The organism is Sphingomonas sp. R1, from assembly GCF_025960285.1.
Classification (GTDB): Bacteria; Pseudomonadota; Alphaproteobacteria; order Sphingomonadales; family Sphingomonadaceae; genus Sphingomonas.
Genome location: NZ_CP110111.1, coordinates 3,643,255 through 3,655,522, shown reverse-complemented (window position 1 = coordinate 3,655,522; position 12,268 = coordinate 3,643,255). Strand labels below are relative to the sequence as shown.

Sequence of the window (12,268 nt, the reverse complement as noted above, 5' to 3'; positions counted from 1 at the left end):
CTGCGCCCCATGTTCACGCGCCTCAAGCGGCTTGCCGCCGCCACCGCCCTGCTGCTCGCACCCGCTGCCCAGGCCGATGGAATCATTGACAATGTCAACGGCATCACGCTCGACGCCAAGGGCGCGGTGGTGCGGTTCGAGGCGCTGCAGATCGACCCCTATGGCAAGGTCGTCGCGATCCTCGCCAAGGGGCAGAAGCGGCCGCGGAAACTGGTGTGGCGTATCGACCTCAAGGGCGCGACGCTGGTGCCGGGCATGATCGATGCGCACGGCCATTACATGGAACTGGGCTACCAGCAGCTCCAGCTCGACCTGTTCCCCACCACCAGCCTGGACGACGCGCTGGCCCGCATCCGCGACCATGCCGCCAAGAGCCCGGCCAAATGGATCCTCGGACGCGGCTGGAACCAGGAGAACTGGAAGCTCGGCCGCTTCCCCACCGCCGCCGAGCTCGATCGTGCGGTGAGCGATCGCCCGGTGTGGCTGGAGCGCGTCGACGGTCATGCCGGCTGGGCGAACAGTCGCGCGCTCGAACTTGCGGGCATCACCGCCGCGACCAAGGATCCGGCAGGCGGCCGCATCGAGCGCGACGCGAGCAGCAAGCCCACCGGCGTGCTGGTCGACGCCGCGACGGCGCTCGTGGCCAAGGTGGTCCCGCAGGCCACGCCGCGGGAACGCAACGCGGCCTTCCTCGCCGCGCAGGAACGGCTCCTGTCGCTCGGCATCACCGCCACCGCCGACATGGGCACCACGGTGGACGACTGGGAGACGATGCGCGGCATGGCCGATATCGGCCAGCTGCGCGTGCGGATCATGAGCTATGCGCACGGCGTGGAAACCGCGCTGCGCGTGGCGGGTGCCGGACCCACCCCCTGGCTCTACAATGATCGCCTGCGGATGGGCGGCATCAAGCTTTATGCCGACGGCGCCCTCGGTTCGCGCGGCGCCTGGCTCAAGGCCGAATATGCGGATGCGCCGGGCAACAAGGGGCTGGGCTTCCTCAGTGACGACCAGCTGCTCAACCTGATGGCGCGCGGCGCGATGGACAATTTCCAGCTCGCCGTCCACGCGATCGGCGACCGCGCCAACAGCCAAGTGCTCGACGCGATCGAGACGCTTTCCGAAACCTACAAGGGCGATCGCCGCTGGCGGATCGAGCACGCCCAGATCATCGATCCCAAGGACCTGCCGCGCTTCGCCAGGTTCGGCACGATCGCCTCGATGCAGCCGGTCCACCAGACCAGCGACCGGACCATGGCCGAGGCACGGCTGGGGCCGGACCGGCTGGCCGGCGCCTATGCGTGGCGCACGATGCTGCGCGACGGGTCGCGGCTGGCCTTCGGCTCGGACTATCCGGTCGAAAGCCCGGATCCCTGGGCCGGCTGGGCGGCGAGCGTCACCCGCCAGGATGCGCAGGGCAACCCGCCGGGCGGCTGGCGGCCCGAGGAGAAGCTTTCGCGGGAAGAAGGCTGGGCCGGCTTCACCATCGGCGCCGCCTATGCGGGGTTCGCCGAGGACAAGTTCGGGCGGCTGGCACCGGGTCTCTGGGCCGACTTCCTGATCCTCGACCGCGACCCGCTGGCCGTCTCGCCCGCCGAGCTGCGCGGCGTGAAGGTGGTGGAGACCTGGGTGGCCGGCCAGCGCGCCTGGGTGGCGAAGAAGTAACGCGCATGTTCCGGCTGGCAATGGCCGGCGCGCAGTGGCGCGACCGGATCGGCGGTGCCGTGGGCGGTGCGCTGGGGATCGGGATCACCGCCTGGGTCTCCGCACTTTCCGGCTTCGACGGGACGACGGCGATCCTGCTGGCGGCCCCGATCGGCGCTTCGGCAGTGCTGATCTTCGCCGTCCCTTCCAGCCCGCTTGCCCAGCCCTGGCGGGTGATCGGCGGCAACATCCTCTCCGCGCTCGTGGGGACGCTGGTGGCAGCGTGGCTGGGGCATGGCGCGCTGGCGGCCGGCGTGGCGGTAGGGCTGGCGATCCTGGCCATGTCGCTGACCCGCAGCCTGCATCCGCCCGGCGGCGGCACGGTGCTGCTGCCGGTGCTGGCACCGGCGGTGCTGGCGCATGGCTATGGCTATGCGCTGCTGCCGATCGGGGTGAACGCGGTGCTGCTGACGGCATGTGGTGTTCTCGTCCATCGCCTCACCGGCCACAGCTACCCCCACCGCGCGCTGCCTGCGCCGCCCGCGCCCGGCCTGCTGCCCGAGGACATCGACGCGGCACTCGCCGAGGCCGGCGAAGCGTTCGACGTCAGCCGCGAGGACCTGCTGGCGCTGCTCGCGCGGGCGGAAACGCATGCGGAAGCGCGACGCGGGTGAAGTAGATCAAAGCGCCTCCCCGTCAGGGTAGGGGTTGGGGTGGGGCCCGTGATGGCCACAGATTCGTTGATGGGGTGACCGGAACCGCCCCTTGCGGACGTCCCGAGGGCCCAGGAGTGACCACAGGTTAGTTACCTGTTAGGTGAAACCGCTAATGGCGATCGGAAGTCGATCAGCCTTCAGGAGAGTATGTGTGCTATTTCACACCATGGTCGGATCGAACGACATCGAGCGGTCCAAGCGCTTCTACGACACGGTGCTCGGCACCTTGGGTGCAGGGGAAGGGACCCGGAACATCGCCGACAGTGGCCATACACGTCTGATCTACAATAACGGCAGTGGGACCAATTTCATCGTCAGCCAGCCGATCAACGACGAACCGGCAAGCGTCGCCAACGGCAGCACCGTCGCCTTTTCCTGCGATTCGCCCGAGCAGGTGAAACAGCTTCACGATACCGCCGTTGCTGCTGGCGGAACCTCGATCGAGGCTCCGCCCGGACCGCGCGAAACTGCCTCCATGGGCACCATCGAACTGGCCTATTTTCGTGATCCCGACGGCAACAAACTGTGCGGGATCCATTTTCCTGCCTGATCCGTCCGCTTAAGGCCGCTTCTGACCCTAGTTGACCTCGATCATGCGGTCCCGTCAGTGTCCTATCTCCAACGGCTACTGACGTTCAAGCGGTTCACCAGCCGCGGTCACTGGTGGTGGCTCGATTCAGAAGCGCGTCCCTCGCCGATCGGTCATCGCTCTCAAACACTGCTCTGAAGGGGGGGCTTCAGACACAAAAAAGCCGCCGTCATCGGGGTGACGGCGGCTCTTGCCCCTGCGGGAAGTCCCGAAGTCAGGCGACCTGGGTATCGGCCTGGATCGCCTCGTCCGGCTCGCGCAGCACATAGCCGCGGCCCCAGACGGTCTCGATGTAATTCTCGCCTTCGCAGGCCATGCTCAGCTTCTTGCGCAGCTTGCAGATGAACACGTCGATGATCTTGAGCTCGGGCTCGTCCATGCCGCCATAGAGATGATTGAGGAACATCTCCTTGGTCAGCGTGGTGCCCTTGCGGAGCGAGAGCAGCTCCAGCATCGCATATTCCTTGCCGGTCAGGTGGACGCGGGCGCCGTCGACCTCGACGGTCTTGGCGTCCAGGTTCACCGCCAGCTTGCCGGTGCGGATCACCGACTGCGAATGGCCCTTGGAGCGGCGCACCACGGCGTGGATGCGGGCGACCAGCTCCTCGCGGTGGAACGGCTTGGTGACATAATCGTCGGCGCCGAAGCCGAACGAGCGCACCTTCGAATCCATCTCGTTGATGCCCGACAGGATCAGCACCGGGGTCTGCACCCGCGCGGTGCGCACCTTCTTCAGCACGTCATAGCCGTGCATGTCCGGCAGGTTGAGGTCGAGCAGGATGATGTCGTAATCATACAGCTTGGCGAGGTCCAAGCCCTCCTCGCCCAGATCGGTCGTGTAGACGTTGAACCCTTCGCCCGAAAGGATCAGTTCGATCGCCTTGGCTGTGCTAGGCTCGTCTTCGATCAGCAGCACGCGCATTGCCGGTTCCCCTGTCCACACCACCCGCCGCAGCCCCGATGCCCGACGCGCTTGGACGTTCATTAACCTAAGCGTCAATGAAGCCGAAAGGTTAATTTCTCGTAAGCCGGGCGGTTCCGCAAGCCTGGGGAAATCTACCGATCGGGCGAAAACGGAGGCTCGCTATCCTGCGGCCGAACCTCGATTTTCTCTCCCAGAACCTCTCGCAGATAGAGGCTTCGCACCAATGTGAATATTACAACCAGCAACGCCGCGGAAAAAAACAGGCCGAACAGCCCGAAGACGAAGCCGATGCCGATGATCGCGAACAGCGTGACTGCCGGTGGGATCGATATCACGCGGCTCTGCACATAGGGGGTGAGGAAATTTGTCTGGATGATTCGCACGCCGGCAAACACCAGGAGGCAGCCGATCAGCGCCCCCGATCCGCCGGTCGCCGCCAGTCCCAGTGCCGGGAGCATCGCGGCGGTGGGGCCGACATAGGGGATGAACTCGCTGAGGCCAGCGAGCAGGCCCAGCGCCGCCGGGGACGGCACGCCGGCGATCCACAGCCCGACGCCCACCAGCAATCCCATCGTGGTCATCAGGATCAGCTGGGTGCGCAGCCACAGCCGCAGCGTGGTGCCGACATCGGCGAGCGCGTCGGCCACGGCATCCCGCGTGTCGCCCTTGGGCACCAGCAGCAGCAGCCCGCGCAGATAGACGCCCGGGTCCGCCGCCATGAACAGCGCACCGACCAGCAGCAGGAGCGCGTTCAGGAACAGCTCGAACGAGCCGAGCGCGAAGCCGCTGGCGTCCCGCGCCACGCGCGATCCGGCAAAGGCCGCCTCGGCCGCATCATAGAGCTTGGCGGCAACCGGGCTGCCCTGCGCCCACTCCTTCAGACGCACCACCAGTTGCGGGATCGAGCGGACCAGCGCTTCCACTTGCGGCCCGAACTGCACCGCGAACAGCCAGACGAGCAGGCCGATCGCCGCCAGCACGCTGAGCATCGATGCCACGACCGACCAGCGCTTGGGCACGCCGATCTGGGCATAGCGATCGGCGATGGCGCGGATCACCACCGCCCCGAGCACCGCGCCGAAGGTGAGGATCAGCAGGTCGGCGGCGCGCACCAGCGCCACCACCACCGCGCCGACGGTGAGCAGGATCAGGACGCGGCGGATGAACCGCGCATCGGCTTCATCGGGAACGAGACGCTTCACGCTGCCCGAACGCAGAGCGTCCGTAACCGCTCCGTAAGGAAATCGATCAGCGCCTCGACCCGCACGGGCCGGCGCGAGCCCGGCGGGGTGACGAGGTGCAACCCCACCGATCCGGCAACCCAGTCGGTCAGCACCGTCTCCAGCCGGCCGGCGGCTATCTCGGCATCGACCAGAAAGCCCGGCAGCCGCGCGATCCCCAGCCCCGCGCGGAGCGCCGGTAGCATCGCCTCGCCATTGTCGGTCCGCAGCGGGCCGTCGACGCGAACCGCGGCTTCCTCCCCGCCTGCCTTGCGAAAGCGCCACACGCCGGGCGTCGCGGTGTTGGTATAGACGAAGCAGGCATGGCGGCCGAGATCGGCCGGATGCTGCGGGCGCCCCGCGCGCTCGAAATAGCCGGGTGCCGCGACAACATGGATGGTCACCGGTCCCAGCCGCCGCGCGCGCAGCGAGCTGTCCGGCAGCTCGGCGATGCGGATGGCGACGTCGATTCCCTCGCCGACGATGTCGACGAACGCGTCCGACAGGGTGAGCTCCACCTTGATCTGCGGATGCAGGGCCATGAAGTCGGCGATGAGACCCGAAAGATGCCGTGCACCGAAGGTGAGCGGCGCGGCGAGCCGCACCACGCCAGACGGCGCACTGGCGCTCTCGAACGCCGCCTCTTCGGCGGACTGGCCGTCCTCCAGAATGCGCTGGGCATGTTCGGCGAGCTGCTGACCGCTGTCGGTGAGCGTGAGGCGACGCGAGGTGCGGTGGAACAGGGCGGTGCCCAGCCGCTCCTCCAGCCTTGTGATCGCCTTGGAGACGGTGGCCTTGGAAACGCCCAGCGCCAGCGCCGCGCCGCTGAACGACCGATGCTCCACCACGCTGGCGAACACCGCCCAGGCCTCGAAATCCGGTAGCTTCATCCCCGCGTCTCCTGCTCGGCCAAAGCCATATCACGAAACGATCAGTTTCCAACGTTTCCGTTTACGCGATGATGCCGATCCCTATCTTGGCGGCAACAGACAGGAGATCAGCGATGATCGACAAACGCAGTTTCGAGAGCCTGGGCGGCGCCGATCATGGCTGGCTCAAGGCCAAGCATCATTTCAGCTTCGCCGACTATTACGACCCTTCCCGGATGGGCTGGGGCGCGCTTCGGGTGTGGAACGACGATGAGATCGCCCCCAATTCGGGCTTTCCGCCGCACCCGCACCAGAACATGGAAATCATCACCTATGTCCGCTCGGGTGCGATCACTCACCAGGACTCGATGGGCAACAAGGGCCGCACCGAGGCGGGCGACGTGCAGGTGATGAGCGCCGGCAGCGGCGTGCGCCACGCGGAATATAATCTGGAGCCGGAAACCACCCGGATCTTCCAGATCTGGATCCTGCCGCGCGAGGCCGGCGGCCAGCCGAGCTGGGGCGCCAAGCCCTTCCCCAAGGGCGATCGCTCGGGCCGCTTCGTCACGCTGGCTTCCGGGTTCGCCGACGACAGGGACGCGCTGCCGATCCGCGCCAATGCCCGCGTGCTCGGCGCCACGCTCAAGGCGGGCGAGAGCGTCACCCATACGGTAGGCGAAGGCCGGCATGCCTATCTGGTGCCGGCAGCGGGTGCGGTCACCGTTGACGGAGACGCGGTGAACGCCCGCGACGGCGCGGCGCTTTCCGGCGGCCGGACCGTTACCATCACCGCCGTTCAAGACGCCGAGATCGTTCTCGTCGATTCCGAGTAACCGGGGCCGCTGCGCCCCTCCCCCATCCACCCGCCAAGGGAGTTTCTGCCATGACCAAGATCCTCGTTCTCTATTACTCCTCCTACGGCCACCTCGCGACGATGGCCGATGCCGTTGCCGAGGGCGCGCGCAATGCCGGTGCCGACGTCGATGTGCGCCGCGTCGCCGAAACCGCGCCGGCCGAAGTGGCCCAGGCCGCCGGTTTCCGCGTCGACGATACCCACCCGCTGTTCGACGATCCCAGCCAGCTCGCCCAGTATGACGGCATCATCGTCGGCAGCCCGACCCGCTTTGGCCGCATGGCCAGCCAGATGGCGGCATTCTGGGACAAGGCCGGCGGCGTGTGGTTCCAGGGCCAGCTGAACGGCAAGGTCGGCGCGGCCTTCACCTCGACCGCCTCGCAGCATGGCGGCCAGGAGACCACCCTGTTCTCGATCCTGACCAACCTGATCCATTTTGGCATGACGATCGTCGGCCTCGACTATGGCTTCCAGGGCCAGATGGGCGTGGACGAAGTGAAGGGCGGCTCGCCCTATGGCGCAACGACGATCGCCGATGGCGACGGCAGCCGCCAGCCGAGCGCCGCTGACCTCGACGGTGCCCGCTATCTCGGCGCCCGCGTCGCCAACACCGCGAGCAAGCTGAAGGCCTAACCCCCCGGCCGCGCCGGTAGCGTAGCGCGCGGCTCACCACGGCGGCCGGAGCATCCCCCTGCTCCGGCCGTTTTCGTATCCGGGCTCGCGGATTCCGCGGGGCGCGCTATATGCCTTCCCATGTTTCAGGACCGGGTACTCTTCATCGACGGCGAAGCGCTGATCATCGACAAGCCGGCGGGCCTTCCCGTCGATCGGCCGCGCGACCGCAGCGAGAGCCTGGAGGATCTGCTCGACCAGCTGACCTTCGGCTTCCAGCGCCTGCCCGTCCCCGTCCACCGCCTCGACCGCGACACCAGCGGCTGCCTGCTGCTCGCGCGCAACCCCAAGGCGATGAAGCGCTTCGGCCAGGCGTTCGAGGCCGGCCAGGTCACCAAGCGCTATGTCGCCGTTCTCGACGGCGTACCCGAGCAGGAGAGCGGCGAGATCGACCTGCCGCTCGGCAAGGTCTCGACGATCGAAGAGGGTTGGCGGATGACGCACGATCCCCGCGGCAAGTCCGCACGCACGCGCTGGAAGCGGATGGAAGTGCACGACGGCCGCGCGCTGGTCGCCTTCTATCCCGAGACCGGCCGTACCCACCAGATCCGCGTCCATGCGCTGGAAGGCATCGGCATCCCCATCGTCGGCGACCCCGTCTATGGCCGCGGCGGCCCGGCGCTGATGCTCCACGCCCAGTCGATCACCGTGCCGCGCCCCGGCAAGCCCGATGTGCACGGCGATGCCCCCCTGCCCGCGCGCTTCCACCATATCGGCTTCGGCCGTCCGGCGAATGGCTGAGATCCCCGACGCGGCGATCCTCGAGGAGAAGTTCCTCGCCGCAACCGGACCCGGCGGGCAGAACGTCAACAAGGTGGCGACCGCGGTGCAGCTGCGGGTGGACGTGTTCAAGCTGGGCCTGTCCCCCTATGCTTATGCGCGCCTCAAGGAACTGGCCGGCACGCGGATGACCTCGGCCGGCGAGTTGCTGATCACCGCCCGGCAGTACCGCACCCAGGACGCCAATCGCACCGACGCGCGCCAGCGCCTCTCCGACCTGATCGACAAGGCGCACGAGCGCCAGGCGAAGCGGATCAAGACCAAGCCGAGCAAGGCCGCCAAGGCGCGCCGCGTGGATGCGAAGAAGGGCCGATCGATAGTGAAGGCCGGGCGCGGCAAGGTGAGCTTCGACTGAGCTACACGTCCCGCCCGTCCTCGTGCCTTTCCTCGTCCTGACGGGGGAGGAAACACTCAGCAGCCCCCTCGCACCGGCCGCCGCAATCTCCTACATCGCGGCCATGTACAGCTTCGACATCACCGCCGACACCAAGGCCGAGCTCTATCGCGATCTCGCCGCAGCCCTCGATTCGCTGACTGCCGACGAGCCCGATGCGATCGCCAACATGGCGAACGTCTCCGCGCTGATCGGCCAGTATCTGCCCGATCTCAACTGGGCGGGATTCTACCGCAACGTGAAGGACGAGCTGGTGCTGGGCCCGTTCCAGGGCAAGGCCGCCTGCATCCGCATTCCCTTCGGCAAGGGTGTATGCGGCGCCGCCGCCGCGACGCGGGAAACACAGCTGGTCGAGGACGTCCACGCGTTTCCCGGTCATATCGCCTGCGATGCGGCCAGCCGTTCGGAGCTGGTGGTGCCGATCGTGCACCAGGGCGATCTGCTGGGCGTGCTGGATCTCGACAGCCCGCTGCCCGCCCGGTTCGACTCCGGGGATGCGGCAGGCTGCGAGGCGCTGATGCGGATCCTTGCGCCGCGCCTCGCTGGCTGACCAGCCCTTCGACAATACCGCTGCAAGTCCAATTTACGCCGAGTGTGACGATTCGGCGACACCCCGGCTATGCGCGTTTGTTTTCAAATGGTTAGTCGTCACTGGAGCCCGTGGTACCGCTACCTGCCTGACCAAGAGGTAATACCAAACATCGCTTTTGACCTAAACTGGCCTTGACAACATGGGACCGGTAGCAACCAATATGGACCTGCAGCGCCTCCGATAACAGAAACGCCCGGAGGAACAGGCGCCGCAGCACCGAGGGTCCGAAGACAGCTACGGGGGGTACTTCCATGAACACCGGCAGGTTCGGCGCACAGACGCGTGCGCTTACGAAAAGCATCTGGCTCGCATCCGGCTGCATCGCAGCACTGGGTGCCGCCACCGCCGCGCAGGCACAGACGGATAGCGGCACGGCGCCCGCGGGCCAGGACGGCGGCGAGATCGTCGTCACCGGCATTCGGGCCGCGATCGACAACGCCATCGACGCCAAGCGCAAGGACACGCGCGTCACCGACGGCATCTCGGCCGAGGATCTCGGCAAGTTCCCGAGCGAGAACATCACCGAGGCGATCCAGCGCATCTCGGGCGTGCAGATGTCGAACATCAACGGGCGCGGCGCGACGATCAGCATCCGCGGCCTGGGTCCGCAGTACGCGATGACCACGGTCAACGGCCAGACCTTCAAGAGCGCCGACTTCACCGACGGCTTCCGCTACGACATCATCCAGACCGAGCTCGCCAACGCGATCCAGGTGATCAAGTCGCCGACCGCGGACATGGATGCCGGCGGTCTTTCGGGCACGGTCAACATCCAGACCACCAAGCCGCTCGACTATAAGGACCGCCAGCTGGTCCTCTCGGTCAAGGGCCAGAACTCCGAATATGCCGGCGGCAAGATCACGCCGAAGATCAGCGGCAGCTATGTCGACCAGTTCGCCGACGGCACGCTGGGCGTGTACCTGAACCTCGGCTACCAGAAGCTGAAGGACCGCGCCGACTATTTTTGGATGGACCGCTGGGCCACCCAGACGATCAACGGCTCGAGCGTCTATGTACCGCGCCGGCCGCGCTATCGCCGCATCGACCGCGATACCGAGCGGCTGATGGGCAGCGGCGGCGTCCAGTGGCGCCCGAGCGACCGCATCGAGATCGACGCCAGCGCGATCTACGCCAAGGACACCACCGACTATGACGTGAACCAGCAGGTGTTCCTGTTCAACACCGCCCGCATCACGGCGAGCAACGTGGTGAACGGCGTCGCGACCAAGGCGACGGCAACCAATTTCACCATGGAGAACAATCGCCAGCACGAGGACCGCAACCTCGTCAGCCAGGACTATACGCTCTCGGGCAAGTGGACCGGCGACAATGGCTGGTCGGGGCGCGCGGTGTTCAACTACACCAAGGGCAGCACCTATCAGCGCGAGGCCGCGGCCATCCTGGGCGTGACGATCCCCACCGCCACGATCGACTTCACCAATCCCGATTCGGTGAAGTACACGGTGGGCACCGATCTCAGCAGCACGGCGCTCTACGCACCGGCCACGCTCACCCGCAACGAGTATCCGAACGGCGCGACCCGCGAGATGGCGTCCAGCGAGACCTCCGGCCAGGCGGATCTGTACAAGGAAGTGTCGTTCGGGCCGATCACGAAGCTCAGCGTCGGCGCCAAGTACCGGCATGAGATCTTCAGCCGCAACGTCAGCCGCCACGACATGATCGCGCTGGCCAACCAGCCGGCGCCGTCGAGCAGCATCTTCCCGCAGATGGCGACGAACAACTATGCGGTCAGCGGCTTCCTCAACGGCAGCACGCTGATCCCGGGCGCGTGGATCGGCCCGGACCTCGCCGCCTATGACAAGGCGCTGGCGGCGGCCGGCATCACCGTGCCGGACATCTTCGCGCCGGAAGCCAGCTATCATGTCGATCGCTTCATGCCGTCGGCCTATGCAATGGCGGACATCGACACGACGCTGGGCGGCATGACGCTGCGCGGCAACCTGGGCGTGCGCTACGAGCACACCAAGCAGAAGGTGCAGGGCAACATCACCGCCCCGCGCACCGGCAGCTACACCGAAGTCCAGCAGAAGGTGGGCGAATACACCGTCAACCAGAGCTACGACAACGTGCTGCCCAGCCTGAACCTGGTGCTGGAGCCGACCAGCAAGGTGCAGGTGCGCTTCGCCGCCGCCAAGGTGCTGGTGCGCCCGATCATGGATTCGAACACCTCCATGGCGCAGACCACCAGCAGCTCGCCCAACACCTTCCCGGTCGGCACCAACACGATCACGGTGGATCTCGGCCAGGCGGGCCTCAAGCCGCTGACCGCCGACCAGCTCGATCTGGGGGTCGAGTGGTATGTCACCCGGTCGAGCGCGATCGCGATCAACGGCTTCTACAAGTGGATCAAGAACGGCACCTTCTCGCGCCTGATCTGCCCGACGTCGTTCAACGGCACCGCGCTCACCACCTCGGGCAATGACTGCGTCGATGCGCGTGGCAACATCTACGACATCACCCAGACGTCCAACGATCCCAGCACGATCCGGGTGAAGGGCTTCGAGGTCAGCTGGAACCAGTCGTTCGACCGCATCCTGCCGGTGGACGGCTTCGGCCTGCTCGCCAACTTCACCCGGGTCTATCCGCAGAAGGTGGCGATCGGCACGGGCTATACCATCCGCAACCTGTCGAAGGTGACGTGGAACGTCTCGCCCTATTGGGAGAACGAGCATTTCAACATCCGCCTCTCGGTCAACAGCCGCAGCAGCTATGAGCAGAACAGCGCCGACAGCTTCTTCGCCCGCGAAGGCCATGTCGTGCGGGGTCGCACCCAGTTCGATCTGAGCGGCGGCTATGCGCCGACCAAGTGGCTCAGCTTCGCCGCCGGGGTGGTGAACCTGAACAACAGCCGCGAGGAAGCCTATTACAAGGACTCCGCGGTGTGGCAGGAGAGCAGCTTCTACGGACGCAGCTTCTACCTGTCCGCCACGCTGAAGATGTAAGACCACAGGTCCGGGGGTGGCACGCGCCGCCCCCGGACACTCTTTCGTGTT

12 protein-coding genes are annotated in these 12,268 nt (G+C 66.6%); 9 read left to right on the top strand and 3 right to left on the bottom strand.

The genetic code is table 11. The features are described 5' to 3' along the window. Window positions 1–9 precede the first annotated feature (9 nt). From OIM94_RS17395 to OIM94_RS17385, 3 genes are all read left to right on the top strand, one after another. A complete protein-coding gene (locus tag OIM94_RS17395) occupies window positions 10–1,665 on the top strand; it encodes an amidohydrolase (RefSeq protein ID WP_264607916.1) in 1,656 nt (551 codons plus the stop codon). Between the two features lie 5 nt (window positions 1,666–1,670). After that, on the top strand, window positions 1,671–2,318 hold the full coding sequence (locus OIM94_RS17390) for an HPP family protein (RefSeq protein ID WP_264607915.1): 648 nt from the start codon (window positions 1,671–1,673) through the stop codon (window positions 2,316–2,318). 208 nt (window positions 2,319–2,526) lie between these two features. Continuing rightward, on the top strand, window positions 2,527–2,910 hold the full coding sequence (locus tag OIM94_RS17385) for a VOC family protein (protein ID WP_264607914.1): 384 nt from the start codon (window positions 2,527–2,529) through the stop codon (window positions 2,908–2,910). Window positions 2,911–3,163: 253 nt separating this feature from the next. Here OIM94_RS17385 and ctrA read toward each other — a convergent pair whose 3' ends face one another. The 3 genes from ctrA to OIM94_RS17370 all read right to left on the bottom strand — a co-directional run bounded on the left by ctrA (window position 3,164) and on the right by OIM94_RS17370 (window position 5,984). Further along, on the bottom strand, window positions 3,164–3,871 hold the full coding sequence (gene ctrA / locus OIM94_RS17380; RefSeq protein WP_264607913.1) for a response regulator transcription factor CtrA: 708 nt from the start codon (window positions 3,869–3,871) through the stop codon (window positions 3,164–3,166). A 134-nt stretch (window positions 3,872–4,005) separates the two neighbouring features. Beyond that, complete coding sequence (locus OIM94_RS17375; RefSeq protein WP_264607912.1) at window positions 4,006–5,076, bottom strand: AI-2E family transporter; 1,071 nt, start codon at window positions 5,074–5,076, stop codon at window positions 4,006–4,008. Beyond that, window positions 5,073–5,984, bottom strand: coding sequence for a LysR family transcriptional regulator (locus OIM94_RS17370; RefSeq protein ID WP_264607911.1), 912 nt, complete (start codon window positions 5,982–5,984; stop codon window positions 5,073–5,075). The genes OIM94_RS17375 and OIM94_RS17370 overlap by 4 nt, the downstream gene beginning before the upstream one ends. A gap of 113 nt (window positions 5,985–6,097) precedes the next feature. On the opposite strand from OIM94_RS17370, the gene OIM94_RS17365 reads away from it, so the two are divergent. The 6 genes from OIM94_RS17365 (at window position 6,098) to OIM94_RS17340 (ending at window position 12,217) form a co-directional block, all read left to right on the top strand. Next, the gene (locus OIM94_RS17365) at window positions 6,098–6,796 is read left to right on the top strand and encodes a pirin family protein (RefSeq protein WP_264607910.1); all 699 of its coding nucleotides are present in this window, start codon (window positions 6,098–6,100) and stop codon (window positions 6,794–6,796) included. Window positions 6,797–6,846: 50 nt separating this feature from the next. Next, on the top strand, window positions 6,847–7,449 hold the full coding sequence (gene wrbA / locus OIM94_RS17360) for an NAD(P)H:quinone oxidoreductase (RefSeq protein ID WP_264607909.1): 603 nt from the start codon (window positions 6,847–6,849) through the stop codon (window positions 7,447–7,449). A 120-nt stretch (window positions 7,450–7,569) separates the two neighbouring features. Continuing rightward, window positions 7,570–8,229, top strand: a complete 660-nt coding sequence (locus OIM94_RS17355; protein ID WP_264607908.1) for an RluA family pseudouridine synthase — start codon at window positions 7,570–7,572, stop codon at window positions 8,227–8,229. Continuing rightward, a complete protein-coding gene (arfB, locus tag OIM94_RS17350; protein WP_264607907.1) occupies window positions 8,222–8,623 on the top strand; it encodes an alternative ribosome rescue aminoacyl-tRNA hydrolase ArfB in 402 nt (133 codons plus the stop codon). The genes OIM94_RS17355 and arfB overlap by 8 nt, the downstream gene beginning before the upstream one ends. 103 nt (window positions 8,624–8,726) lie before the next feature. Further along, on the top strand, window positions 8,727–9,212 hold the full coding sequence (locus OIM94_RS17345) for a GAF domain-containing protein (RefSeq protein WP_264607906.1): 486 nt from the start codon (window positions 8,727–8,729) through the stop codon (window positions 9,210–9,212). Between the two features lie 293 nt (window positions 9,213–9,505). Next, window positions 9,506–12,217 carry a TonB-dependent receptor gene (locus OIM94_RS17340; protein WP_264607905.1) on the top strand — a complete coding sequence of 904 codons (2,712 nt, stop codon included), beginning with the start codon at window positions 9,506–9,508 and terminating at the stop codon, window positions 12,215–12,217. The last annotated feature ends 51 nt before the right edge of the window (window positions 12,218–12,268 follow it).